Below are 25,836 nucleotides of genomic sequence, written 5' to 3' on the forward strand. Positions count from 1 at the left end.
ACTATAATTGGTATTTTTTTAGCAATCGTTCGTAATAAGGGCTGATAGCTGCTAATCGTTGCCACGCTTTAGCTCGTTTATTTGGCAAGTGCTGTACATTTACCGCAATATATTCAATTTCGGGGCGAGCGCCACGGACTTTTTTGAAATCAGGCGCACCAGCGCTGAAATTGAGTCGTAAATTATGCTCTGCACAATAGCGTAATGCAAAGGCCATCAGACGGCGATATAAACCTAATTTTTGGGGTAAATGTGTCAGATAGCCCACAATGGGCACAGTCACAATTCCGTTATTTTCAATCGTCATGCCAACCGTGCCTACGATCTCTTTGCTAGTACTCTCTTCTAAAATAAACAATTTTAGAATACCGGCTTCACTCATTTTTTTTAAACCCAATGCACTAAATTGTACATTTTGTGAAGAATATTTTTCTATATACAACTGGTTGTAACACTGTTCTGCAATAGCAAAGTCACTGTCTGAGATAGCCGTTCTAAAATGGAATTGGCCATCATTAAGTAATTTTTGATCTCGGCGACTATTAACATGCTTAGTTAAGGCAGTTTGACAATCATCATGTAAATAGACTTGTCGGGAGGTAATAAATAGCCAGTTTTGCGCTTTTAATCGTTGCATAAAATCGGCATGATGCTGTGCGTTTAGTGAGCGAATCACTAATGCGTGCTCAGGGTATCTACCCACCGCCGTCTGTGTTAACTCTTCGATTGGTAGCTGTTGAAATTCATCACTTAACGTATTAGTAGAAAGCGCATAGTTATTGAGAAAAAGCGCTTTATCAATTCCTACTTGATGTAAATAGCGATCAATTGCTTTTAGAAAAGGTTTGAGCAAACATTGTTGCCAACGAGGCAGTTTGGCGGTTTCTTCCAGCCCATAATCAATCAGTGCCGCATGGGTTGATACAGTAAAACAGTTTGGCTGTATCTCATCGACACGAGTGACAGGAAAAGTTACCCCTTTGATCGTAAAAATTTCTGCGTGTGCTTGTACATTACGCATTAAGTCTGGTAGTGGATACGCGGCAAATAATTGGCTATAACGTTCAGACTGTGCTGTGCTTGGTATGGTCATCGTGGCATCCATCAAATTCAATATCAAAGGTGCTGGCACTGGTTAGTGGTTTATGATATCGCCATTGGCGGTAGCACATTTCACCTAACGCTAGCCATGCTGCGTAACTTGGCAGACTTGCCGTGACATCTTTCGCCCGACGGTAATCTGCCATTAATGTTTGCCATTCGCCTTTTTTGAAGGCTTCCCAGCCAAATAATAATGGAAGTAATTTGCCTGCTCTCATTGGTTGGCTGGAGACAGATTGGTAATTTATCGCACATAATTGACCGCTTGTATTGATTTCCAAAGCATCGCCAAGTAAATGTAAGCCACTGGTTGCGCGAGGGTTACATTCTAATACCCAAAGATCACAGCCATCATCAATAAAATCAAACGCAACTTGCCCGTGATAACCGGTTTGTTCGGCAAAAGCGTGAATAAATGCTTGAATACGTGCATCTTCAACCGGTTCAAAATAGGTGGAAGCAGATTGATTCAGCAAGTAACGCGGACGATAGATGCTGTGCCCAACTACTTTACCATGTACGCAAACCGCATAATTACATAATGCTTGCCCTTCAATGAATTGTTGCTGTACCCAAGGATATTCAGTAGAAATTGATAAGCCTTGTGTATTTTCTGGGGTAACCCCTCGAATAACAGAACGCCCAAATCGAGAGAAGATAGGCTTTAATACGGTTTTTTGTGCAGCAGTATCATATTCGACATCGCTGATTTGAGTAATTAAACGAGAAGCAGGAAAACGAATATGTTCGGTTTGCGGCAAATGTTGGTAAACCTCTATTTTATGATGCAAGCCAAACAGGAGAGCATTATCCGGCATAAAGCATTTTTGTCTTTGCGTTTCATTTAGTGGCAATTGTGCTAAGTAGAAAATATCTTCACAAGTTGGAATCACCCAATCAGCCCACTCAATTAACGGCAATATGGCCTTTTGATAGCCTGAAAAGTCTAATCGAGGGGCAGGAATTTGATGATATTGAATAGGCGTACGACTAAAACGTGCTAATGGGAATCGTAAGCTATCACATAGTGCAATTTGATGCCCGCCACGTTCAGCGATACGAATCCATTCCAACACAATTGGTGCACGCGGGGAGGTAATTAAAATATTCATGCGACTCCTTCGTTTTTAAGCCATTGTGCTGTTTGGGCAATCGCATCTTCTAGTGAATATAATGGGCGATAGCCTAGTTCTGTGATGGCTTTGTCATTATTTAAAATCATATCGAAATAGAGCGTGCCTGCGCTATAAGCGGTCAATTTTGGCTCTTTTTTTGTAAATTTAGCGAGGCATTCCAACGTTTTTGCTAACGTAACAATTAAGGGATAAGGCACAGATTTGATGCGAAAATTTCTCCCTAATTGCTGATGGAAAAGTTTATCTAACAAGGTGCGTAACTCAATTGGTTCTTGATTGGTAATGTTAAAAGTTGGTACACCATCTTGTGACGGAAAGGTTTGTTCCGTTGCTAAAAACATAGCATGAACCACATTTAGCGCATAAGTCACATCCATTTTCACTTTTCCATCATTTGGAAGAGGCAAGACACCATGACGTTCGGTAAGCAAATCTAATAAGCGCGGAAGCAGCACTTTATCATAAGCACCAAAAATGGCACGAGGGCGTAAGATCACAAATTGCGTTTGTGGATATTTTTTAGCGAGTTGCTGAATTTTTTGCTCAGCAATCCATTTTGTTTCAGCATAATGATTAGCACGTTTGGCTGCGCAATCAGTTTCGGATAAATGATGATGATGCTGAAAATTAAAATAAATAGAAGGCGTGGAGATATGAATAAAGCGGCTTACCCCATGTTCAGCTGCAACACGAGCGAGTTGCTCGGTTGCAACAACGTTAGCCTGATAAAAATCAGCGTAATTGCCCCAAGGTGAAGAAAGTGCAGCACAATGCCATACGGCAGTCACGCCATCAAATAATGCAGTTAATGCGGATTCATCTGCTTGCGCTAAATCGCAAGCGCGAAAATCTACACCTTGTTGCATAAGTTGTTGGCCAACTGTGCGATTTCTTCCTGTTGCAATAAAGGGAATGTTCCGATTTTGCAGAAAACCCACAGCATTTCGACCTAATCCGGAAGTTGCGCCAGTAAGGAGTATTTTCATCTAGAGCCCTAAGATCATACCACCGATGCTAAAGCCTGCCGCTGTACCAAGTAGTAAGACTTTGTTGCCTTTGGCTAATTTACCTTGCTGGTCAGCATAAAATAGAGTCGTTGGAATCGACGCGCTGACTTGGTTACCATGTTCTGAATAAATATTCACAATGGTATCTGGTTTAAATTTCATACGGTGAATCGCATGTTCCATGCCTAAATGGCTAGCTTGATGCAGTACCACACAATCAATGTCTTGATAGGTTAAATTCGCTTGCGCTAAGAGCTTTTCAATAAATTTTTCTAATTTTTGCATGGCGATTTTAAACACTGCTTTGCCATCCATCGAAAATTGGAAGTCAGTTTCGGTCATTTCTGTTGTGCTATTGATACGCGTGCCACCTGCTTTGATTTCACAGAAATGGCGACCTTCAGCATAGGTTTCAAAGAGGTAAGCTAAGCAATTTGCAAGTTTTCCTTCAGAATTGACCACTTGTGTAGCGGATTCAATAATGATTGCTGCAGCACCATCACCAAAAATAGGGGCAGAATGAAGGTCGTTCCAGTTTAAACCTCGAGAGGCAAGATCTGATGCAACCACCGCAATACGTTTATAAGCTTGAGTTTCGAGTAAGTTAATCGCAGTAAAAAGGGAGACTAAAAAACCTAAACAGCTAGCGTTAATATCAAAAGCGGGCGTTCCTTTAGGGAGGCCTAAATGATGGGCAACAAAGCAGGCAGTACTTGGAATAGCTTGTTCAGGGACGGCAGAGGTTGAGATCAATAAATCTAAATCAGATTTACGTAGGTGTGCTTGTTTGAGTGCTTGTTTGACCGCTGTGGCGGCAAATTCAGATTGACTGGTTTTAGCGTTGAGGTAAAAACGGTGTTGAATACCAGAGCGTTTGGCAATATAGCCTGATTTTAAACCAAGCTCTTCATCAAGCTGCGCTGAGGTAATTTTACGGTCGGCTTGGGCAATAGCAAGCCCTCTAATAACAAATGAAGCCATAATAATCTTATCCTTGATAAAAAGGCGAGATTTCTCTCGCCTTAAGTTTAGTTAATTCCGTATGGTTCGCTATATGGAATTAAGCCTTTTTTCAGCATTTTCGGTACGCCGCTACTATAATTAGTCCCGAAGCGTAACTCAAAGTTCACACCGAATTTATTATCGTAGTAGAAATCATTGATAGTATCGCTAGCGTTAGTTGGTGTTGCAGTTAATCGGCGAGCAACATAAACGTTAGCAGACCAGCAACAAGTATTGTAGTTCATGGAAAGTTGGCTTTCTACCGGTTTTTTCAATGCTACATCTTGGTAATGACTCGCCATTATTGCCACATTGTCAGTGAGTTCCCAACCTAAAACCGCACCAACTTGTTTAATGTCTTGGTTATAGCGGTTAGTACTTAAGTTTTGGTTGATATAGTCTTCACTCGCGTAGCGGTAGTTCAATTGTATAACTTTGTTCTGGCTTGGTTTATATTGTACTGAGATATTTGCTAATGAGGTTTCATTTAAGCGCGTATCATATTGATAACTGCCATGTAAATTCCATTTGCGGTGGAATTTCCAGTTAGATTCTAATGCCCAAGACGAAGAACGTTTTGCTGTGCTGTTAAGAGAGTTATCATCAATTTTAGATGGTGTTAAATAGTATGTTTGCCCCGCACTAAAATTGAAAACTTCAGCACCTGTTTTCTCATTAAAGAAGCGTGTTGTTCCACCCGCTGTAATTAAGTTTGCAGATGAAATACGGTCTAAACCGCTATAACGACGATCGCTAAAGAGTGAGAAGTAGTCATTTTGTAATAGAGCCGAATCATAACCTAACCCTACGCTTTGATGGCGTTTTGAACCAATGTCAGCTTGGTTTTTATACGGACGATAAATATATTGCACACGTGGTTCAAAGGTTTGATTAAAACCGGTAAAGAATTGTTTGTCTGCTTCTAGGACGGTTTTAAAATCAAGCTTAATTTGTGGAATGACACGAGTGACATTTTTCTTCATTTCTTCAGCATTTTGGTGTTCACCTTTTTGCTGAATGTAATGTGTTGCGTAGAGTTTAGTTTCAAAGTTCAAACTACCATAACGGTTTGCTAATGGTAAATTGAGCGTTGGCTCTGCATGGAAACGCCATGCTTTTGGCATTAACTTACTGTTATTTTCAAAACGTGCTGCTTGAGCGAAGAAAGAGAAGTCTGCGCCTTTAAATAGATCGTTTTTATAGTAGTTAAAGTCAATTTGTGGCAATACGCGATATGGACCAATATCTAAATCGTCAAAGGTTTGGAATTTTTTACCTGAAATCGACAAATTATAATTCGGCTGGTAATAGCCTAATTTAAATTGTTGAGTAGCATAGCCGTCTGTACTAGAGCCGTAATCCGAATCGAAGTCTGAAAAATAACGGCGATCGCTTACTTTGGTGTAATCTACCGATAAGCGCCAGTCGCTTAAAAAGCTCATATAATGACGCCAGTGTAAGAGGTAGCGTTTACGGTCATTATCGCTTGGCGTATATTCATCTAAACGATCTTTTGCCATATATTCACTAGCAATTAAACCTTCACCTAAAGTCGTTAAATAACGGAATTCAGGGCTAATTTGCCAGCCGCGACGAGAATAATAAGTTGGTGTAATCGTCGCATCCATATTTGGTGCGATGTTCCAATAAATCGGTTGTGAATAAGTGTAACCATTTTTACTTGAACGGCTAAAACTTGGGGCTAATAAACCTGAACGGCGACGATCACCAATAGGGAATTGCAAATAAGGCGAATAGAAGACCGGCACACCCATGACTTTAAAGCGTGCATGCCACATTTCCGCATATTCTTCTTTAACATGCTGAATCATTTCATTGGCTTCAATCGACCAAGATTTGTCATTCGGTAAGCAAGCGGTGAAAGTCGCATTTTTCAATACGCGAGTCTCTTCGTTAAATTCACCACTTTCTGCTGTGCCTCGTCCTTGACGACCAACTAATTGGTATTCTGTATTTGAAAGTTCCGCTGTTTTTGAGGTGAGATCAATTGCAGCATCGTTCCCTTTCGCTTGTACTAATTCATCTTGGTATTGATATTGGCCTTTTAAGAAGGCTTTACGAGCTTGGTCACCATTTTGTTCAACGCGTACTTCATCAGCAATTAAGGTTCGGTTACCTTGTTTAATATTGACATCGCCAGTATAGGTTGCATCAGTCGGTTGGTTGATGACTGCTTTGTCAGCATCAATATAAATTGGTTGCTCATTCATATTGCCGTCTACCGCTTCACCATGGAATTGCGGCACGCCCAATAAGCATTGTTCACGCAAATCGGCTTGAGCATATTGGCTATATAATGCAGACATCATGGCCAAAGAAAGGAGGCTATAACGTGGTTTCATCATGCTGTTCTCGCTTAAATGATTCTAGAAAATTGTTGTCTTTTTGCAAGTTGTCTGGAATAGACATCAAAGCATAAACAAATGTTACGAATCAATAATCGTCCACGCGGTGAAACGACAATTGATTTATCCGTTAGCGTCAGCAATCCATCTTCTGCTAAAGGTTGAAGCAGGGCTAAATCTTCGGCAAAGTATTCATTAAAATTAATGTGATAGGTTTCAGACAAGCGGTCGAAATCTAATTTAAAATTGCAAATGAGCGCTTTAATGACATCGCGGCGGATGCAGTCATCTTGACTTAGCGCTAAACCTTTATGTAGGGCAATGCCACGCTCTTCAATTTCTGCGTAGTATTGTTTTAATTCTTTATGGTTTTGTGCGTAGGTGTCGCCTAACAAGCTAATTGCAGATACGCCCATACCCAATAAATCACACTCTTCTTGGGTAGTATAACCTTGGAAGTTACGATGTAATACACCTTCGCTTTGAGCAATCGCTAATTCATCGTCTGGTTTCGCAAAGTGATCCATCCCAATGAATTTGTAGCCATTGTTTCCTAAAAACTCAATCGTTTTTTGTAAAATCGTGAGCTTAGTTTCTGGCGGCGGAAGCATATCATCTTTAATTTTAATTTGAGCAGCAAAACGACTTGGTAAATGTGCATAGTTAAACACACTCATACGATCTGGATTAAGCTCAACCACTTTTTCAAGGGTAAACATAAAGCTTTCGACATTTTGTTTTGGTAAACCGTAAATTAAGTCGATGTTGGTTGACACAAATCCAAGCTCTTTTGCACGTTTCATTAAGGCAAAAATAAATTCTTCATCTTGTTCACGGTTAACTAATTTTTGCACTTCTTTATTGAAGTCTTGAATCCCCATACTAATACGGTTAAAGCCGATATTTCGTAGGTGATCAAGCATAGAGAGATCAACTTCACGCGGATCCATCTCAATACTGATTTCAGCTTCATCTGAAACGGTGAAATGTTCACGAAGCAACCCCATTAAGCGAGAAGATTGAGCTTCGTTTAAATAGGTTGGTGTGCCACCGCCCCAGTGAATTTGGGTGACAAGACGGTTTTTAAATAGTGGTGCACGTTGTGTGATTTCACGCTCAAGATAGTCGAGGTAAATATCGACTTTATGCTGATGGCGGGTAATAATTTTATTACAAGCACAGAAATAGCAAAGTTTATGGCAAAAAGGAATATGAATATAAAGTGAAAGCGGGCGATCTGGATAGCGCGCGGCTGCGACTTTAAAATCATCATCATGATAGTTTTCGCTAAACTCCAAAGCGGTTGGGTATGAAGTATAACGTGGACCGGATTGGTTATATTTTTGAATAAGGTCAAAATCCCAAATAATTTCTGATGACATTACATTTCCTTCATTTTTACTAATAATTGTCGGCATTCATTGATAATTTCAGTTTCAAGTTCAGCTTCTTTCGCTTCTCTTTCTAAATCAAGTTTCATTCGCTCATTGCGTTTTAGTGCTTTGCGATCCGCTAGAATTGGATGACTTTCAATCACATTATAAAGCGCCCACATGGCTGGATATTGGCTCAGTTTATGTCCTAGCACATCCAGTAGCGGTTTTAAACGTAAAACACCTTCAGAAAGATCACATTGTTTAGAAATCATTGCTCTAGCAATGACATCTACACTTTCTTTGATACGTGTTAATCGTGCCTCATGCTTTTCTTTTGCCTCTGCCATTACATCAGCCAGCATCGCTTTTTGTGCACGGTATTTTAGCCATAAGAAAACGGCATAACCAGCTAAAGAAAGCACAATTAACGCAGCAAGAACCAATAAATAGATTCTAATCACACTCAAATTCCCACTTAAAAATAATTAGGCTAGCGCCTATCTAAATTGGTTAATATCTACCGTTGAGAACTGACGGAATAAAGCTTCGCCGTTATCTTCTTCCTCATCGGTAATACCAAGCTCAGTCATTAGTTCATCAATACGATCTAAACACTCATCGACGAAACGTTGATCTTCAGCCGATAATGTTTTACCCGCTTCTAAATCATCTAATAACTGGTTAAGACATTCGTTGTTTTCTAGCTGTTCTAGCTCTTGTGCAGCAGTAAGCGTTGGACGAATTTCTTCAACAACAGGCACTGGCTTAATGGTTTGGCCTTTTTCTGGGCGATTAACGAATTCAACCATCAATGGCACTTTTTTACGGCTACCAATACGAGGGTCTTTCACCTCTTTAACTACCGTTTTCTTTTGTTCAGTTTGATCAACATTACGTGAACCGGTTGGTAAGCCTTTATGTTTACGTTTTTTCTTTTCTTCACGCGCTTTGGCATCCAGCTCATAGCGGGTTGGTTTACGGTTCTTTCCGCTAGAAATTTTTGGTTGTTCCGGTTTTTTATCCGATTTACGCATTGGCATAATATCGGTAATGCGGCGTGTTTTTTTGGTTCGACTCATCTGATTTCTTCTTAAATATGATAAAAAATTAAACGCCCTATTCTACTCGAATTCCCTCTATCTGAACAGACAAGCGGTTAAGTTTAAAGGGAAATTTGCAAATGAGAGAAAAATTTAGACCGCTTGCATCAAATTTTGTAATCGTACCATGATTTATTTTTATTTCTGAAAGTTGACAAACGAGAACGATTGCGTTATTTTCAAAAAGTAGTGAACTTTTACAGTTAGATTGAATTTTAACAATTCTCTAACATACTGTTTAACCATAACAAAACAAGGAGCATACCGTGGAACCAATCGTTTTAGATGGCTATTACACGTTGATTTTTGCAACCATTGTATTGATCTTAGGTCGATTCTTTGTAGCGAAAATTAAATTTTTACAAGATTTTAACATTCCCGAAGCGGTTGCTGGTGGTTTAATTGTTGCTGCATTGATCTTTGCACTGTATCAATGGAATGGTATGTCTTTCAAATTTGATACAGGCTTAAAAGATGCCTTTATGTTGGTTTTCTTTGCCTCTGTTGGTCTCTCAGCAGACTTCTCCCGCTTAAAACAAGGTGGGATACCATTAGTGATTTTCTTAGTCGTGGTGAGTGTCTTAATTGTTGTCCAAAACGTAGTGGGTGTAAGTCTAGCTTCTGTATTTGGGTTAGATCCGAAATTAGGCTTAATTACAGGTTCAATCACGTTAACTGGTGGTCACGGAACGGGTGCAGCATGGGCGAAAACTTTCCAAGATAAATATGCTTTACAAGGCGTAACCGAAATGGCGATGGCTTCAGCAACCTTTGGTTTAGTTGCTGGTGGTTTAATTGGTGGTCCGGTTGCTCGTCACTTGGTAAATAAACTTAGATTAGGTAAAAAAGCGCACGTTAAAAAAGCGGATGCAAGTCCTGATGCATATGATGGTAGTACTTTTGAAGATAAAGATAACTTCCGCTATATTACGGCAACTTCTGTGATTGAAACCATGGCGTTATTTGCTGCTTGTTTAGTGTTTTCCAAAGTGATGAAGATGCTATTACCAGACAGTAGCTTACCTCAATTTGTTTGGGCGTTAGGTTTTGGTGTTATCTTACGAAATGTTTTAACGAAAGTGTTCAAATTCGACATGTTCGACCGTGCAATTGATGTTTTCGGTAATGCTTCATTAAGTTTATTCTTAGCGATTGCGTTAATGGATATCAAACTTTGGGAACTTTCAGGTTTAGCGGGTCCAATGTTAATTATTCTGTTAGTTCAAACTGTTGTGATGATCCTTTATGGTTATTTCGTGACTTTCCGTGTGATGGGTAAAGATTACGATGCAGCAATTTTAACAGCAGGGCACTGTGGCTTTGGTTTAGGTGCAACACCAACTGCAGTGGCGAATATGCAATCAGTCACAGAAAAATTCGGGCCTTCGCATAAAGCCTTCTTAATTGTACCGCTTGTCGGCGCCTTCTTCGTCGATCTTGTGAACTTAGGTGTAATTACCTCATTCGTAGAATTTCTTAGTTAATTCTTCACTGAATTAAGAGGATTATCGCACCCCATGTCTTAAAAGATATGGGGTGTTTTTTATTTTTTTGAATTTTTAAACTAGGGTTATTCGCCAACCAATTCTGCAAGAGATGACAACCGCATAAGCTTTATGCAACTAGCTAATAAAATCGGCTATAATAAGCCGATTTTATTTTGAGGTATTTATGAACTGGCAATGGCAACAATATTTTGAAAATGCACGTAAACTTTTTCGTTTAACTTTTCCTATTTTCATTTCTCAGCTTTCAGCTGCAGGCATGGGTTTTGCTGATATTGTAATGGCAGGCTTAGTCAGCGATGAAGATGTTTCTGCCATTGCGGTGAGTAACTCCATTTACTTTCCACTATTTTTATTTGTGTTAGGCCTACTTAATGCAATTACGCCGACAGTTTCTTATCTTAACGGTTCAAACCAACGCCATCTTATTGCGAGTCAGGTTCGCCAAGGTGTGTGGCTTGTGCTGAGTTTCTCTATTCCACTGATTATTATCTTTACCCATAGTCATTGGATTTTAGATTTTATGGGCACACCTGAATCATTCTCGATTAAATCGCAGCAATATTTACAAATCATGGCAATTGGTATTGTGCCTGCGCTACTGGCTATCAATTTGCGTTGTATGAATGACGGTTTATCGAACCCACTTCCAGCTATGCGGATAACCTTCTTTGGTTTATTATTGAATCTCCCGCTTAACTATTTATTCATTTTTGGTAAGTTTGGTTTTCCAGAAATGGGCGCAGTGGGTTGTGGTGTGGCGACAGCGATTGTGAACTGGATAATGTTCTTGATGATGCTGCATTACTGTTATACCAACCGTGCACAGAAAGATATCAAGCTATTTGAAAAATGGATTGAACCACCAAGCGGTCAGATTTTGCTAAAACTTTGCAAATTAGGTTTACCAATTGCCTTTGCAACTTTTACGGAAGTAATGCTGTTTTCGACTTCTTCTTTATTGCTTTCACCGCTTGGTGCGCAAGTTGTGGCAAGCCATCAGGCTGCATTACAAACCAGCTCACTCTTTTTTATGATTCCCATGTCTTTTAGTATTGCGACTACTATTGTGGTAGGAAAAATGCTTGGGCAAAGGGCTATCAATGAAGCGAAGGTGCTGAGTTATCATGCGCTGTTTACCAGTTTTATCTTCGCAACTTTAGCGGCGCTTGTGATCGCATTATGTAATCAATGGATTCCAATGGCATTTACGCGCGATCCTGTTTCGCTCACTATTGCGGCGCATTTATTATTATTTTCTGCATTTTACCAAATTCCAGATGCTATTCAGGCGGTTGCAAACGGTATTTTACGTGGCTATAAAAATACCCAGCCGATTTTATATGTCACCATTGTTTGTTATTGGATTATCGGTATACCATTAGGTTATGTGCTTGCTCGTACGGATTGGATTGTTGAACCCATGGCGGCAAGCGGCTTTTGGCTGATTTTTTGTATTAGCTTGAGTATTGCTGCTGGTTTATTGATTATTTTAATGCGTAGAATTCAATCTTTATCGGAAGCAGAACAAATTAACCGCTTAGAAAGAATTAAATAATATGAAACCGCTTAATGTATTAGAAATGCCACTAGATAAAGTGGCGTTAATTGAGGCCTCTGCTGGTACCGGGAAAACTTATACCATGGCGAATCTCTATCTTCGCCTTTTACTCGGTGTAGGTTGTACGCCGATGACGGTTGAGCAAATTTTGGTTGTTACTTTTACTAAAGCCGCTACAGCTGAATTGCGTGATCGAATTCGCGCAAACATTCAGCAATGCCACGCTTATTTTAAAGCACAGCAAATCGAGCCTAGTACACCTTCAGATAGCCAATCACAATATTATTTTGATTTATTCCAAGCGACAAAAGCGGATTATGCCGCAGCTATTTTACGTTTACGCATTGCTGAGCGAGAGATGGATCTCGCTAGCGTTTATACCATTCACGCCTTCTGCCAAAAAATGCTAACTCAGTTTGCTTTTGAATCAGGCATGCGCTTTGATTTTGAATTGCATACGGATGAAAGTGAGCTATTACGCAAGTTGAGTCAGTCAGTTTGGCGAACACAATTCTATTCTTGTGATTTAGTCGAAGCGAAAGCCGTTTCAAAGCATTTAAGTGATCCGGCAACGGCACTTGATTTGGTTCGTGCACATATCTACCAGCAGAAATTGCCCGATTTACCTCAAGCGATTGCAGAAGGGGTAGAAGATTGGCAATCAGGAAATTTTTCAAAACAAAATCAAGTCTACCTCGATTTTTTAGAAGAAGTGAAAACCTATTGGCGAGAAAATGAAACTGCACTTACGGAAGCAATTATTGCGGATCTTAGTGCAAGTGCTCGTCAACTTAATGCCAATAAATACAAAGAAAACCCAACGCTTGAGCGCATAGCGCTATTGGCATGGTGGTCAAAAAATTCGTTAGATAGCAGTTTTCCGACAGATGCATTATTGCGCTTTTCAACCGATTATATTAGTGGTGCGATTAAAAAAGGCTGTGAATTTGAGCTTAATGCCCATTTTACAAAAATTCAGGATTTTTTGACCGCTTACGAGGAAGAATTTGAAGCCGCTCAATCTCAACAATCAGAAGTATTGCAATATATTTTTCTTACAGCTTTGCGTAGCAAACTGGCTGAATATAAAGCCACGCATAGTGAAAAAGGGTTTAATGATTTGCTAACGTTACTGAATCAAGCCTTGCAATCTCCACAAGGTGCACATTTAGCCACGCATATTCGCCGTCAATTCTCTTTTGCGATGATCGATGAATTCCAAGATACTGATGTAACGCAGTATGAAATTTTTAGCAAAATTTTCATTCAGCAACCAGAAGCGGGGCAAGGGTTTATTATGATTGGCGATCCGAAACAGTCGATCTATAAATTCCGCGGGGCAGATATTTTCACGTATTTAAAAGCATCAAACCAAGCAGAAGAAAAACGCACCTTAGGGGTAAACTGGCGTTCATTACAACCAATTGTCAGTGCGGTGAATTCGCTTTTTACTTTTAGCAAAGAAAGCAAGGCAGCCCCATTTTTCTATGAAGGAATCAGTTTTCAGCCTGTGCTTGCTAAAACTGAACGTCTAGAGGCGATTGAAAATGGTGAGCAAGATGCAGAGCTCTGTGGGCAAAGTCATTTCAATGCTTATTTACAACCGAATCAAGAATTAGAAGAAAAGAAAGGCAAGCAAGAACTCAAAATTACTGCACCAAAAAATGATTTGCTTGCCACACAATGTGCTCATCAAATTCAGCAGCAATTGAAATTGATGCAAGCGGGTGAATTTGGGCTAAATTTAGCAAATCCAGAAAAGGCTCGTGTTTTTGCAGCGAAAGATATTGCCGTACTTGTACGTAGTCGAAAAGAGGCAAATTTAATTAAACAAGCGCTTGCAGAGCGCCAGATTAAGTCAGTGTTTATGTCGGATCGTAGTAATGTTTATGAAGCCGATATTGCACAAGATTTATGTTGGGTTTTGAAAGCTTGTTTATCGCCTTATGATCAGCGAGCGTTACTTGCAGCCCTTGGTACCACATTGTGGCATTTTAGTGCGAGTGAGCTATTAGAGATTAAGCATAACGAGATGAAATGGGATGCTTATGTTGAGCGTTTTGTGCATTATCAACAAGTTTGGGCACAAGAAGGCGTGCTGCCTATGTTGCATCAGCTTTATTTAAATGAAGGAATTATTGCTCGATTAGGCACTTTAACGGATGCCGATCGGGTGGTGACTGATTTGTTGCATTTAACGGAATTATTACAGTCTGCGCAGCAAAATTGTGAAAATGAAACCGCATTATTACGTTGGTATGAGCATCAAATCAACGAGGAAACGAGTGAAGATCAAGCAGACTATGCGCTGCGCTTAGAAAGTGAAGAGGCGCTGATCAAAATTCTCACGATTCATAGCTCAAAAGGCTTGCAATATCCTATTGTTTGGCTGCCTTTTGTCGGGAATTCAAAGTATATCGCGAGAAATAAAGGCTTAGTGTTATACCAAGATGATAATGCAGAAATCCACTGGGGTGATAAAGAAAAGGCCAGTGAGATTGCTGAATTGCAAAATAAAGCAGAATATTCGGAAGATTTGCGTTTGCTTTATGTTGCATTAACGCGAGCGGAGTCGCAACTCAATTTAGTCTTACCAGAAGTGATGCCAAAATGTTGGAACGCATTGTTATATTTGCTTACCCAAGGGGAAATTGGTTTGGGAAGCGATCAGCAGATCAATACTCCAATGGAACAATTACTGAAGCAAAAAATTGAACATTGCTGCACGAAAATGTTACCTGAAACCGCACCGATTGATGCGTGGGTAAGTAAACAAGAGCGTTTATCGCTCCCAACACCGCGTTATTTTAACGGCAGTTTAAAACAAGATGGGCAAACCACCAGCTTTACCGCTTTGCATTATTATCATCAAGCGCAAGCAGAGAATCAGCCTGTATCAATGTTCATTCGTGCTGAAGATGATGATAGCCAAATTGTGACGAATGAAATCGCCGATGTAGATGTAGAAGAGTTGATGGATAACGCATATTCTCCTTATCAGTTTCCGCATAGCGCGAAAGTGGGCACCTTATTACATCACTTTTTTGAAGCGCAAGATTTCCAACAACCGATTGCTTCAGAGAATGTGGAAAAACTATTGTCATCGTTAGATTTATCGCAAGAATGGCAAGCGCCAACTGAGCAATGGTTTAATCAAATTATGACGACACCTTTTGGTAAGGAAGCGCTAACACTGAATGCTATTCAGCCAAATGCTTGCTTAAAAGAGTGGGAGTTCTATTTGCGCTTAAAAAACAAGCAAGGATTACGCAAATTAAATCAACTGCTTAAACAATATCATCCACTGGCGCAGCGCTTAGGCGACTTACAGTTACCACAGCTAGAAGGTTATGTAAGAGGCTTTGTAGATTGTATTGCTAAAGTAAATGGCAAATTTTATTTAATTGACTATAAATCTAATTTCTTAGGTTTTTTAGCCCAAGATTATAGTGCTGAACGTATTGAAAAAACGATGGGGCAGTATCGCTATGACTTGCAGTATTTGCTTTATACTTTAGCGCTGCATCGTTATTTACGTACACGTTTAGGGGAACAATATGACTATGAAAGAGATATTGGCGGAGTCGCCTATCTCTTCTTGCGTGGGATGAATGGAAAGCCTAACTCAGGCGTTTATTTTGATAAACCAAGCATGGCGCTCATCGAAGAGATGGATCAGCTATTTGGTTAGTAACAAGCGGTTAGATTTGATGAAATTTTTGCAAAAGTTCACAAAAATCTGACCGCTTGTATTTTTTCCTGATGAGATAAAAAAGGGCGTGTGTTCACACCCTTTTGATTGATAGGAAAGCGATTAGTTTAGCACCCAAACACGGCCAAAGTGTTTAAGTAAGCCCGCAGTTTGTGCGGCTTTTTTATGAATGCCTTCAACGCCTTGGTAGATGTCAAAGTGATGGCCTTTTACTGCACCACCCACATCTAATGCAACCATTAAACGCATTTCATATTTACCGGTAAAATCACCGTGATCGTTAATTAACGGCATTTCAACTAATACAACGCTGCCAGATGGCACAATGCTTTTATCTGAAGCGACAGAGGCTAAGGCAACTAAAGGCACACCAGCAGATCCTTTTACTTCATGGGTATCATCAAATTTGAAGAAAACGTAAGATGGATTACGCTCAAGCAAAGATTGCGTACGGCCAGGGTTGCGTTTTGCCCAATCTTTAATGGCTTGTGCTGACATTTTTTCTTTTGGAATTTCACCATCTTCAACCAATAAGCGACCTATGGATGCATATTTAAAACCATTTTGACCTGCATAGGCAACATGGCTTAATTGTCCTTCGCCAAAGTCGATAAATCCACTACCTTGTACGCCTAAGAAGAAGTTATCAACCATTGAATTTGAATAGCCTAATTCTAAGCCTTGACCAGCTAGCGCACCATTATAAATTTGTGCACGGGTAAAGCGTTTATTTGCTGGAAGACGATAAAGCGGATGTTGGAATTCGCCTTGAGGGAAACGACGTGCCTGTAACACAGGTGCGTAATAGCCAGTCAGGTTCACATTTTGGAAACCATCTTGTCCACGCATTAAGTTAGCGTTAATGCCGTATTTCGCTAAATCATCTACATTAGCTCCCGCGCTAACCCAGCGTTGAATTTTGCTATATACGCCGGCATAGCGGCCAGTAATGTTGCCAGAGTAAGCACGAACATTATTCAATTGTTGAATGAAATCATGTCCGTTAACGATATTTTGTTTGTTTTCTACGCTACTAACACGCGCAAAATGCATATAGTTTGGCATCATTTGGCGGTTTTTATAAACAGCACCTAATTTAGCATTTTCAGCATTGTAATAGCCACTTGAGTTCGGCTTAGTTGTTTTTTTAGACGTTGTACAAGAAACAACACAAAAAGCGATGCTAGCTAGTGCAGTCCATTTTCCAATTGCTTTCCAATTCATCATTTTCTAACCTAGTTTTTAATAAGAGAAATAAAGTAATTAGGATAGCAAAATTTACCAGTAAACAACAGGGGATAGCTTGGGCTTTGCAAATTCTTACATAGGTTATTTTCCATTTTATTTGTTTTAAAATTAGGCATTTATATGATTTTGATCAAAAAAAACGTTGCACGGATAAAAATAAGGTGTATTATATGCTCTATCAGACGCGGGGTGGAGCAGCTTGGTAGCTCGTCGGGCTCATAACCCGAAGGTCGTTGGTTCAAATCCGGCCCCCGCAACCAAATACTTAGCCCTCGATTTTATCGGGGGCTTTTTCATATCAGCTATCTTCCAAATAGAAGCATTTTTTATGAATAATGTGCTCACTGTTTCTCAACTCAATTATTCTGTTCGTCATTTACTAGAAGTTGAATTCGGACAAGTTTGGCTAACAGGTGAAATCTCTAATTTTAGTCAGCCTGTTTCTGGCCATTGGTATCTGACTTTAAAAGATCAGCACGCACAGGTGCGTTGTGCGATGTTTAAAATGAAAAACCTTCGAGTCAATTTTAAGCCACAAAATGGTATGCAAGTGCTTGTTCGTGCAAGTGTGAGTTTGTATGAGCCACGAGGGGATTATCAGGTTATTATCGAAAGTATGCAGCCGGCTGGCGAGGGCTTATTACAACAACAATTTGAGCAGCTCAAAATGAAATTGGCAGCGCAAGGATTGTTTGCTCAAGAACATAAAAAGCCAATTCCTTCATTTGCTAAGCGTGTAGGTATTATTACCTCTTCTAGTGGTGCGGCATTGCAAGATATTTTGCACGTTTTGGCACGCCGTGATCCAAGCCTTTCTGTAATCATTTATCCGACACAAGTTCAGGGCAAAGAAGCGATTGATGAGATTGTTTCAACGATCCAATTAGCGAATATTCGTCAAGAATGTGATGTGTTAATTGTGGGGCGTGGTGGCGGTTCACTGGAAGATTTATGGTGTTTTAATGAAGAGAAGGTTGCTTATGCAATTTATCATTCAAACATTCCAATTATTAGCGCAGTTGGTCATGAAACAGATGTAACCATTGCTGATTTTGTTGCGGATCTGCGCGCACCGACTCCATCAGCGGCTGCTGAGTTAGTTAGCCGAGATTGCCAAGAACTCATTAGACAATTACAACATCAATTTGACAAAGCAGGCTTGGCTTTTGATCGAATTTGGTCTGAGAAAACAACCCAATTATCTCAGCTTACGCTTCGTTTAAATGCTCAACACCCAAATCAGCGTTTAGCTTGGCAAAAGCAACAGCTTCATCAGTTGAGTAATCGTATGAATTTGGCTATGCAACAACGCATTGCGCATCAATCTCTAAAACTGAATCAATTAAAACAGAGAGCAGAAATTCAGCATCCAGTGAAACAGTTAGCTGAAAAAGCGCAAGCACTCAAGTGGTTAAATTTGCGTTTAGATTTGCAAATTCAACAATATTGGCAAAATATTAACCAGCAATGGCAGAGTGTGTTAGAACGCTTTGAGCGTAATCCACTTCCAATGCAAGTGCATAAAAAGCAGCAATATCAGCAACAGTTGGCTTACCGTCTTCAATATGCAATGGAGAAAAGCTGGATGCAGGCAAATAGCCAATTTAAGGCGTTATGCGCCCAAGTTGATGGATTAAGCCCATTAAAAATTTTAAGCCGAGGTTATTCAGTCACTCAAGTAGAAAATGGTGAAGTATTGACCTCAACCAAACAGGTTCAAAAAGGCGATCGATTAAGCACACGATTAGCAGAAGGTCAAGTGATAAGTGAAGTCGTAGAAATTGCTTCTTGAGATGATGTTTTTTTAAACGGCTAAAAAATTTGAATTATTCTTTAATAAAATCAATCTGTTAGAAAGATATTATTCGGGTTACTCACGGAGTTATCCACAGAAAGTGTGAATAACTCCGCAGTTTAAGTGCATAAAATTGCTCCAGTTAAAAGATAAAAACGCTTTTTTACTTGCCAGAGAAATGAGAGTTATTCTATAATCCCTCCAACAAATTTCTTAGCCAGTGTGACGAAATTGGTAGACGTAGCGGATTCAAAATCCGCCGCTGAATAAGCGTGTCGGTTCGAGTCCGACCACTGGCACCACTTTACCAAATTAAAGCCCATCATAACCGCTCAAAAATATCTCTAGAGCCTTGTTATACGGGCATTTTTTAATGCCTCTTGCTATCATAGCCCCTCATTTTTAATCGTGCTTTAACGCCTTTTTATGTAACCATTATTGTAACCACGCTATAATTATCAGAATTCATGGTTACAAAACTGAAAATTAAGGGGGCATAATGCCTAAAATAACTAAACCGCTCACAGATACAGAAATAAAAAAAGCAAAGCCAAAGGATAAAGAATATAGCCTTACAGATGGTTACGGTCTGTTCTTATTGGTATTACCAAGCGGCATTAAAACATGGCGCTTTAACTACATTCGCCCATATAGTAAAAAACGAACCAAAATATCATTAGGGGTTTACCCTACTGTTACTCTCGCGGAAGCTAGGACTATCAGAGAGGAATGCTTGGCTTTACTTGCTAAAAATATCGATCCACAAGAACATAAAAAAGAACAGGAAAGAATAAATGCGGCCAAAAACGAAAATACTTTTTTGAAAGTGGCAGAAAGATGGAGAGAAAAAAGAGCGAGAGAAGTTGAAGAAACTACGATGCGGAAAAACTGGGAGCGCCTAGAAAATCACTTATTCCCAAACATCGGTCATTATCCTATTGATAAAATAACGCCCCCTATACTAATAGAAGCGGTAAAGCCATTAAATGAGGCAGGAAAAAACGATACCTTACACAGAATTCTAAATCTGGCGAATCAGATTTTAGAGTATGCCGTTACTGTGGGCGTGTTGTCTTTTAATACTTGTCAAAAAGTAAGTATCGCATATCATAAAGAAGCGCAAACGCACCACCCAGCAATTACACCAAGTGAACTACCTAAGCTAATAACCGACTTCCAAAACTCAAATAGAGAATTTCTTACGAAAGTGCTTTTCAAATGGCAACTACTCTCAATGGTTCGACCTGCTGAAGCTGTAAGTGCTGAATGGTCTGAAATTGATTTTGATAAAAAACTTTGGTTTATACCGGCTGAAAAAATGAAGAAAACACGGAAAGGGCAATATCCTCATACAGTACCGTTATCAGCTCAAATGCTTAAAATATTGGAAAATCTACGACCTATCACCGGTGTAAATAAATTTGTATTTCCACATTATCGTCAGCCTAATAAGTCAATGAGCAAAGAAACGATAACGAGAGCATTAAGAAAAATTGGCTATCAAGGAATTCAAGATTCTCATGGATTACGCTCTATCGCGAGAACATATTTAGAAGAACAAGCAGTTGATTTTAGAGCGGCAGAAAGTTGCCTTGCTCATAGAATTGGAAATGAAACCAGTCAAGCATATAACCGAGCAGAATATATCGAGCTAAGACGACCTTTGATGCAGCTATGGGGCGATTACTGCGAACAATGCGGAATGGATTTAACTTTTGATAAAGTAAAAGATAGAAATTAAAAAGATTTTTTTTTATGTTTTAGTCGTCAGGTCGTCATGTTTTTTGTTTTTTCATTTAAAATCAATGAGTTAATGAATGATGACCGTCATCAGGTCGTCATTAGGTCGTCATTAAAAAGCATTATCATACAAAAAAAGCGGGGGTTTCCCCCCGCGCTGTTATTGTGGCTCTAGAATTTCTTTCTTAAAATCATTAAAGTCTTTAAAGTGGACGTTAGTTTTACGCCCCTTGTCTGTTTTGTGTTTTTTAAAAGGATATTCGTTGCCATGTTGATTTAGAGATTGTTCAATGCCTTGAGTAAATCTAACTACATTGAGCGCGGCTAAGCCTAACGCCTTAACATATCCAAGATAGGCATGATATAGATATTTGCTTGGGTCGCCTAAACCATTTGGAACGTTTCCAATAAAAACCCCATCTATTTTTTCTGTTGTGTAAAAGTACTCAAAGAAAGCCGTTAAAGGGTCGGAATCCATCTTAATTTTCAAAGACTCTTTACTTTTCTGTTGTCTTTCTAAAGCTGCTTTTGCCTCCATAGGGTCTGAGAACTCATTAAGTAACTTTCTAATAATTCCGCCTACTTCAAGCGTGATTTTGTCCATGAAATCAGGGTCTCGCTCTTTCTCTGGAACTACTTTATCAAAACAAAAATTCACAGCTCGTCTATCTACACCGCCGTTACGTTCAGTCCATTTACACGGCTCATTGTTAATAATCAGTACTGAAGCCTTTACTTTAGTATTGATAGGCGAACAGTAGTTGTGTCTTATCCGCACAGTATCTCCACCAGTTACCGCTTTTACACCGCTTCCATCTCCAGCGTATTTCGTTTGCTCTGCGCAAATAATCAATTTTTTATCTTCAAATCCAGCAAGCCCCCTTTCATCGTCAAAGTTTTCTAATCTACCTGCTCCAATGTTCTTTTCTCCAACTAATAGTGTTGCAATGTTGGCAAATACCGATTTTCCACTACCGCCTTTTCCTGTTACTTGGAAAAATATCTGCCAGTTGTAGCGATTAGTTAAAATCGCATACAAAGCGGCTAAGATATTTCTAGCCTTTTCCTGATTGCCGTCTGCTACAAAATTAAGCCATTTATCAAAAATAGGTGTTCCAACTGCGGTTTCATTGTAAGTATGCGGAATGTATGTTGTTAACCAGTTTTCACGCTTATGAGGTTCAAATACTAGCGTTTTACAATTTAGTATTCCATTATCAAAAAATATAGAATCTTCTGGTGGTTCGTCCATTTTTGGCAACTGAATTTTAAAAGTCTTAATAACAGTGCTAATTGTGCGATCACTATAACCTAATCTATTCTCATCAAAGAAATTTACCATAGCTGATTCAATATCTTCAGCATCGACTTTTTCCCATACTTTACCGGTATAACGAAAGAATTCTCCACTTCCTCGCTGTATGGCTAAATCCTCGTTAAACCATCTACGGAATGCGCTTGCTTTTTCGCTTGCTCGGTCTGTTTCTTTGACTTTAATCAGCTCTTTACTCTGGTATTCATCGCGCAATTTTTTAACAAAGTCGCTACTGTCCGCAATTAGATTGCCTGATTCATCTCGTTCCGGTTGACCTGCTTCATCATAGAAAATAACTTCTTCAGCAGTAGAGTTTGCAGCTAAATTTTCACAAATAGCCCACTTGTCTTTCTCGCTTAATTCGCCTGCTCGAAAGATGCTAACCTTACCGCATTTTATGGCTAACTCTCTTTCTTCCTCTATAGCTTCTCTGGTTAGAATTACAGGTTTATAACCTTGTTCAGCTCGTGTTAATTCACAAATTAGTTTAGCTCGCTCTTTATTTAGGGCATCGCTTCCCGCAATGATATAAGCCTCGAATGGCTTGCCTTTTGGCTGTACTTTTACATTTGGCGCTAGCATAAGAGACTCCCTTTAGGCGCAGAGATACCTAATTTCATTTCAATAATCTGTTGTTGTCGGTAGAGTAAATTCAAAACAAAATTCAATGCAGCGTGTAATAATAAGCCTTCAACTACCCCCGCCGGCTCTCTAGCTTTTTCAATCTTGAAAGACACTTTAATCAAGTATTTTCTCAAGGTTATAATTTCTTTTAACATATCAAATAACACTTTATCTGGTGGAGTAGATCCCAATAAAACGTCATTAACAATTTTTTGAGTTTCATCTAATAGCGGGAATATCTGTTGAGCATCGTTATTATATATTGCTGAAAGCATCTGTTTTTCACATTTGGAAAGCTCTTTGATAGCATCTTGGTATTCTTGTTCTAAATCTCTCATGTTATTCCCCCGCCACTTCTAAATCTTCCATTTCATACAATGCTGAAGCTAAAATTCTATGAATCCCTTCGAGCGCCACGCTAATATCTGTGCCGTCCATTTCAGAAAGACGAGATTTAGACATGGCCTCTAATAGGGTTGCTGCCTGCCAGCATTTGAACGTTGCTTCAGTAAATTTTTCTTTTTGGGTTAGTGTTTTTTTAGCCATTTTGTTATTCCTCAATTCTTACAAGTTTGCCGTTTTTGCTGCTTTCCTCAATCTCTTCAAGGAAGTATTGGACTGCTGAAATAGCGGTCTTTATAGCGCTTGTACTGGTAAAGAATTCTTCAGGCTCATCACTTTCATTATTTGGGCTGTCATTTTGAATGAGTGTCAAAATTGCGTGAGCGTATCTTGCGGAAGCCTCGATTTTATTTACTTGTTCCGTGCTAAATACAGTGTGCGTTGGTGGTGTGAATTTACGCATATAAGCCCCCTTTTGCTGGTGTGCGGGCAATTAAGACGGCGGTAGAGGTTAAACTTAAGAGAGAGCGAGCTTCTTTCTCGTTGCTTGCTAGGATTGAGATTTTTAGACGGTTTTCGCCTATGATTAGAAATTTGTAGAACATAGCTAACAGCTCCAGTGAAGATTTTTGAAGGGCTACCGCTTGGAAGTTCTCAGGCTTTGGGCGGTAACGTGTAACGGGCTGAGAAACTGCAATCACTGGAATACAGCAAAGGGCGAAACCTTTCCCATTACACGCTACCATTGATAGAGATTCAACGAGACCAAAATTGGTCTGGTTAAATTCATTTGATAGAAACACAACAAAACCTGTTTTGATTTGGTTGTTTTCTTTGGGTGTGTGTAATCCACGAACAAAAAAAGCACGGTTATTTAAAGGCGTGCTAGTGTTCGCCAGTGATAATTTCTTCGAGTTCTCAGGCTCGGTCATCAATTTAGTGATAACGTTGTCAAATGTATTAGAAACATTAGAACTTGTCAAACTTTTAAATTGTGAAAGTTTTTCATTTAATGTATAATTAACTTGATTTTGATTCATATTTAACTCTTTTTATGAATTGAAATTAGTGTGATTTCTGAAGTTGCGGAACTTTTCCCAGTTGTTGGCATATGTACACAACTTATAGCGAGTAGTCTTATATCTCAGGTTGAGGAACTGCACCGCTTGGGCGATCCTTGCGGTGCTTTCTTTTTCTATTCAAAGCGTGAATAGGCTTGTTTTTCTTGAGCCTCTGTAAGCTCGCCACCTTTAGCCTTGTAAATAGCAATAACTTGCTTTAACTGCTGCTTATTTGCCACTTCATAACGGTAGTATTGTCCTAAACCGTCTTTTGTTTTTTCTCTCGTGCGTTTCACTTTTTCGGTTAAATGTTTACGCTCAAGCTCACTAATGTAATTACGAGCTGATGTCATATCCATTGAATAACCATCTATTCCGCTAACATCAGAAAAAATAATTCGATTAAGAACTTTTAGAAATTGAATTGGTTTTCTTCCTTTACCCATTGTTTGCCTCCCTGTTTAAGCTCGTGATGCTTTTTGTTCCTCAATCCATTGATTAACTTCTTCTAAATCCCAACGGATAAAGTTTTGTGAAAAGCGGATTGGCTGCGGGAATTGTTTTGCGCCTACAAGTAAATTCAGTTTAGTGCGGCCAAAGCCTACAATGGCTGTTACTTCTTTGCCTGAAATAAGTTTTTTAGATTGGGTTTTTGATTGGTTCATAAAAAAATACCTACCGTTAGTTTAACCGTGTGAAATGCAGTTGTATTTCGTTGAGTTGTCTAGACGGTAGGTATTTAATGAAATTTCAGAATGGCTAAAAATATCCTATACAAGGTAAAGATAAACCTATGCTATTACAGGGTATAACCTTTCCGAGTAAAAGGTATTAGATACCTTGTAACCAATTATTGCGGATAGTTTTAAAAGAGTATAGTTTATTATTTATAGGATCTTTTTTATGAGCTTCTTCTAATTCCTTAAAGATTTTTTGTGAAAAACTTGTTTTACTTGCTTGTTTGCCTTCTTTAGTTTTGGTTTCTAAATGATTTTTCCAGCGGCTTATTACAACCTCTTTCATTCTGTGATTTTCTTTATGTCTAGCTTTTGAGGCTTTTTCGGACATTTCTTTTTTAGATTGTGTTTTTATTTCTTTGGCTTCTAATTCACGTTTAAATCTTTCAGCAGAGATAAAAGCTAGAAAAGCTCTGAAAGCATCTTGATTTCTAAGATTGCCATTTATAAAACGCTCAATATATTCAAGTGCCATAATAGCCATAATTTGATGATTTTCTATTTCATCAATTAAACCAGTATCCCTATAACCTATTTCAAGCAGCCATTCAATGATATTACTGTCATTATCCATATATCTGATTTCAACGTTAAAATCTTCAATAATTAAATCAACATTAGGCTCATATCGGTCATACCACACTTGTTTCATATATTTATTGTGTTCAATATAATGACCGTTTTCATCTTGATAGTATTCAAATGTATTTTCAGCTTCCTTAATAGCATCATTTAATATATCAGAATAATACATATCAATCGTTTCATCTATCCATTCCTGAGTTTCCTTTATATCCTTTAATGTTAAACTCTTTAAATGTTCTTCAATTAAATATATGAGGTTAGATAATTCAGAAGTGTTATCCCCATTAAATAACTTTAAGCGTATTTCCTTAAAGAAATTCTCACGGTCTTTCATAAAATGCCCCTTTCGCATTTTGCCCTTATGATAGGAACGCATCAACAAGATAAGGTTTCTTGCTTTCGGGAGCTAACCTAGATGCGTTAATTTTTTAAGAAATAGTGAAATTATTTTATCATCGTTTAGTTACGTTAAGTTACTTCTATTTTCCCTTGTAGAAAAATAAACTATAATAATCTTGGCTTT

At 39.0% G+C, this 25,836-nt stretch carries 22 protein-coding genes and 2 tRNA genes; 7 read left to right on the top strand and 17 right to left on the bottom strand.

Annotated elements, in window-relative coordinates; genetic code table 11:
• Window position 1 precedes the first annotated feature (1 nt).
• The 8 genes from HSP_RS0107200 to yihI are packed head-to-tail and all read right to left on the bottom strand — an operon-like array spanning window position 2 to window position 9,067.
• On the bottom strand, window positions 2–1,093 hold the full coding sequence (locus HSP_RS0107200) for a hypothetical protein (protein ID WP_010129712.1): 1,092 nt from the start codon (window positions 1,091–1,093) through the stop codon (window positions 2–4).
• Window positions 1,065–2,213: an ATP-grasp domain-containing protein gene (locus tag HSP_RS0107205; protein WP_010129713.1), complete on the bottom strand. Its 1,149-nt coding sequence runs from the start codon at window positions 2,211–2,213 to the stop codon at window positions 1,065–1,067. Before HSP_RS0107205 ends, HSP_RS0107200 begins: the two co-directional genes overlap by 29 nt.
• Window positions 2,210–3,223: an NAD-dependent epimerase/dehydratase family protein gene (locus HSP_RS0107210; protein ID WP_007524627.1), complete on the bottom strand. Its 1,014-nt coding sequence runs from the start codon at window positions 3,221–3,223 to the stop codon at window positions 2,210–2,212. Before HSP_RS0107210 ends, HSP_RS0107205 begins: the two co-directional genes overlap by 4 nt.
• Window positions 3,224–4,225, bottom strand: coding sequence for a 3-oxoacyl-[acyl-carrier-protein] synthase III C-terminal domain-containing protein (locus HSP_RS0107215; protein ID WP_007525261.1), 1,002 nt, complete (start codon window positions 4,223–4,225; stop codon window positions 3,224–3,226).
• Between the two features lie 47 nt (window positions 4,226–4,272).
• Window positions 4,273–6,609, bottom strand: coding sequence for an LPS assembly protein LptD (lptD, locus tag HSP_RS0107220; RefSeq protein WP_010129714.1), 2,337 nt, complete (start codon window positions 6,607–6,609; stop codon window positions 4,273–4,275).
• 14 nt (window positions 6,610–6,623) lie between these two features.
• The gene (gene hemN / locus HSP_RS0107225) at window positions 6,624–7,994 is read right to left on the bottom strand and encodes an oxygen-independent coproporphyrinogen III oxidase (RefSeq protein ID WP_007524564.1); all 1,371 of its coding nucleotides are present in this window, start codon (window positions 7,992–7,994) and stop codon (window positions 6,624–6,626) included.
• Window positions 7,994–8,449: a DUF2489 domain-containing protein gene (locus HSP_RS0107230; RefSeq protein WP_007524772.1), complete on the bottom strand. Its 456-nt coding sequence runs from the start codon at window positions 8,447–8,449 to the stop codon at window positions 7,994–7,996. Before HSP_RS0107230 ends, hemN begins: the two co-directional genes overlap by 1 nt.
• 36 nt (window positions 8,450–8,485) lie before the next feature.
• The gene (yihI, locus tag HSP_RS0107235; protein WP_007525418.1) at window positions 8,486–9,067 is read right to left on the bottom strand and encodes a Der GTPase-activating protein YihI; all 582 of its coding nucleotides are present in this window, start codon (window positions 9,065–9,067) and stop codon (window positions 8,486–8,488) included.
• Between the two features lie 287 nt (window positions 9,068–9,354).
• On the opposite strand from yihI, the gene gltS reads away from it, so the two are divergent.
• The 3 genes from gltS (at window position 9,355) to recB (ending at window position 15,845) form a co-directional block, all read left to right on the top strand.
• Window positions 9,355–10,572, top strand: a complete 1,218-nt coding sequence (gene gltS / locus HSP_RS0107240; RefSeq protein ID WP_007524040.1) for a sodium/glutamate symporter — start codon at window positions 9,355–9,357, stop codon at window positions 10,570–10,572.
• A gap of 187 nt (window positions 10,573–10,759) precedes the next feature.
• Complete coding sequence (locus tag HSP_RS0107245; RefSeq protein WP_007525055.1) at window positions 10,760–12,151, top strand: MATE family efflux transporter; 1,392 nt, start codon at window positions 10,760–10,762, stop codon at window positions 12,149–12,151.
• A gap of 1 nt (window position 12,152) precedes the next feature.
• Window positions 12,153–15,845, top strand: a complete 3,693-nt coding sequence (gene recB, locus HSP_RS0107250; protein ID WP_007525233.1) for an exodeoxyribonuclease V subunit beta — start codon at window positions 12,153–12,155, stop codon at window positions 15,843–15,845.
• A 123-nt stretch (window positions 15,846–15,968) separates the two neighbouring features.
• On the opposite strand, the gene mltA is transcribed toward recB, so the two are convergent.
• A complete protein-coding gene (mltA, locus tag HSP_RS0107255; RefSeq protein WP_010129716.1) occupies window positions 15,969–17,090 on the bottom strand; it encodes a murein transglycosylase A in 1,122 nt (373 codons plus the stop codon).
• Window positions 17,091–17,297: 207 nt separating this feature from the next.
• On the opposite strand from mltA, the gene HSP_RS0107260 reads away from it, so the two are divergent.
• From HSP_RS0107260 to HSP_RS0107275, 4 genes are all read left to right on the top strand, one after another.
• A tRNA-Met gene (locus HSP_RS0107260) sits at window positions 17,298–17,374 on the top strand.
• Window positions 17,375–17,442: 68 nt separating this feature from the next.
• Complete coding sequence (gene xseA / locus HSP_RS0107265; protein ID WP_007524382.1) at window positions 17,443–18,906, top strand: exodeoxyribonuclease VII large subunit; 1,464 nt, start codon at window positions 17,443–17,445, stop codon at window positions 18,904–18,906.
• A gap of 219 nt (window positions 18,907–19,125) precedes the next feature.
• Window positions 19,126–19,211 (top strand) — tRNA-Leu (locus HSP_RS0107270).
• Window positions 19,212–19,408: 197 nt separating this feature from the next.
• Window positions 19,409–20,650 carry a tyrosine-type recombinase/integrase gene (locus HSP_RS0107275; RefSeq protein WP_007525426.1) on the top strand — a complete coding sequence of 414 codons (1,242 nt, stop codon included), beginning with the start codon at window positions 19,409–19,411 and terminating at the stop codon, window positions 20,648–20,650.
• 159 nt (window positions 20,651–20,809) lie between these two features.
• On the opposite strand, the gene HSP_RS0107280 is transcribed toward HSP_RS0107275, so the two are convergent.
• From HSP_RS0107280 to HSP_RS0107315, 8 genes are all read right to left on the bottom strand, one after another.
• The gene (locus HSP_RS0107280) at window positions 20,810–22,546 is read right to left on the bottom strand and encodes a DNA primase family protein (RefSeq protein WP_007524869.1); all 1,737 of its coding nucleotides are present in this window, start codon (window positions 22,544–22,546) and stop codon (window positions 20,810–20,812) included.
• The gene (locus HSP_RS0107285) at window positions 22,540–22,926 is read right to left on the bottom strand and encodes a hypothetical protein (RefSeq protein ID WP_007525234.1); all 387 of its coding nucleotides are present in this window, start codon (window positions 22,924–22,926) and stop codon (window positions 22,540–22,542) included. The genes HSP_RS0107280 and HSP_RS0107285 overlap by 7 nt, the downstream gene beginning before the upstream one ends.
• Window position 22,927: 1 nt before the next feature.
• Window positions 22,928–23,134 carry a hypothetical protein gene (locus HSP_RS0107290; protein WP_007524193.1) on the bottom strand — a complete coding sequence of 69 codons (207 nt, stop codon included), beginning with the start codon at window positions 23,132–23,134 and terminating at the stop codon, window positions 22,928–22,930.
• A gap of 4 nt (window positions 23,135–23,138) precedes the next feature.
• Complete coding sequence (locus HSP_RS0107295) at window positions 23,139–23,393, bottom strand: hypothetical protein (protein WP_007524158.1); 255 nt, start codon at window positions 23,391–23,393, stop codon at window positions 23,139–23,141.
• Window positions 23,386–23,970, bottom strand: a complete 585-nt coding sequence (locus tag HSP_RS0107300; protein WP_007524631.1) for an ash family protein — start codon at window positions 23,968–23,970, stop codon at window positions 23,386–23,388. Before HSP_RS0107300 ends, HSP_RS0107295 begins: the two co-directional genes overlap by 8 nt.
• A 155-nt stretch (window positions 23,971–24,125) precedes the next feature.
• On the bottom strand, window positions 24,126–24,437 hold the full coding sequence (locus HSP_RS0107305; RefSeq protein WP_007524480.1) for a hypothetical protein: 312 nt from the start codon (window positions 24,435–24,437) through the stop codon (window positions 24,126–24,128).
• Between the two features lie 15 nt (window positions 24,438–24,452).
• Window positions 24,453–24,656: a helix-turn-helix transcriptional regulator gene (locus tag HSP_RS0107310; protein ID WP_007524867.1), complete on the bottom strand. Its 204-nt coding sequence runs from the start codon at window positions 24,654–24,656 to the stop codon at window positions 24,453–24,455.
• Window positions 24,657–24,822: 166 nt separating this feature from the next.
• Complete coding sequence (locus HSP_RS0107315) at window positions 24,823–25,647, bottom strand: hypothetical protein (RefSeq protein WP_007523967.1); 825 nt, start codon at window positions 25,645–25,647, stop codon at window positions 24,823–24,825.
• Window positions 25,648–25,836: the final 189 nt, after the last annotated feature.

This window comes from Haemophilus sputorum CCUG 13788 (genome assembly GCF_000238795.1).
Taxonomy (GTDB): Bacteria; Pseudomonadota; Gammaproteobacteria; order Enterobacterales; family Pasteurellaceae; genus Haemophilus_A; species Haemophilus_A sputorum.